Raw genomic sequence first — 845 nt, 5'->3', positions numbered from 1 at the left:
CACCCTCGACCGTGGCGGTCACGTCGAGGCTGCCACAGCCGGCCAACTCGCGGAACGCCGAGGCCATCCCTGTGACACCGGGGCGCTCCCCGGTGACCATCCCGGTTAGCAGGTCGCGGGAGTAGGGGGTGTCGGCGTGCGCCAGGTACTCCATGGTCATGCGGTGCGCCCAGGCGGTGAACGCCGAGGAGAGGCAGCAGGCGGACACCTGGGCCAGGGTTTCGACCATCTCGAGCAGTCCACCATCACGGTTGCGCGGAAGGCCCGCGTCGAGCGCGCCGGTCGAGGCGAGCAGGGGCAGGACGTCTCTGGCGGCGCCCTCCCCACGGTCGAGGTCGTCCGCCCGGGCGGTGACTGTCTCTAACACACCGTCCAGGTCGACGGGAGTAGAGGTGGAAACGGGGATCGCTGTGGCGGTCATGGTGTTCCTCCGAATTGGCGTGAGATTGGTGGTGGCGGGGCTCACCAGTTGTAATCGAGAAATTTTCCGTCGAAGGTCACCACGACCCGGTCGCCACCCGGGTCCGACCGGCGGGCGATGTCGACCTGGAAATTGATGGCACTCATGATCCCGTCACCGAACTCTTCGTGGATCAGAGCTTTGAGCGCAGGTCCATAGACCATGAGCGCCTCGTGAAATCGATACAGGGTGGGGTCTGCAGGAGGCGGCCCGACCACGACGCCCCGGGTGGGCTGGGCGACGAGTGCCTCGACGACGTCGCCACCCAGGTCCAAGAGGTCGGCTACGGCCGCGGCCTGCGCATTGCTCATAGGGTGCATCCCGAGCAGCGCAGCGGTCGTCCACACAGGGGCGCTACCGGCCGCCTCGGCCAGCTCCTCCCAGG

At 67.6% G+C, this 845-nt stretch carries 1 protein-coding gene and 1 pseudogene; both read right to left on the bottom strand.

Annotated features, from left to right (window positions below):
* Nucleotides 1–421, bottom strand: a pseudogene (locus IY392_RS07800) (acyl-CoA dehydrogenase); the annotation flags it as partial.
* A 41-nt stretch (nt 422–462) separates the two neighbouring features.
* Nucleotides 463–845: cyanase (cynS, locus tag IY392_RS07795; protein WP_194860899.1), on the bottom strand; the 383-nt coding region annotated here is incomplete at its 5' end.

Origin of the sequence: Dietzia sp. SYD-A1 (assembly GCF_015356725.1) — a bacterium.
In the GTDB taxonomy this organism is placed as follows: domain Bacteria; phylum Actinomycetota; class Actinomycetes; order Mycobacteriales; family Mycobacteriaceae; genus Dietzia.
The sequence above is the reverse complement of the archived record's forward strand: the minus strand, read 5'-3'. Positions and strand labels throughout refer to the sequence as shown.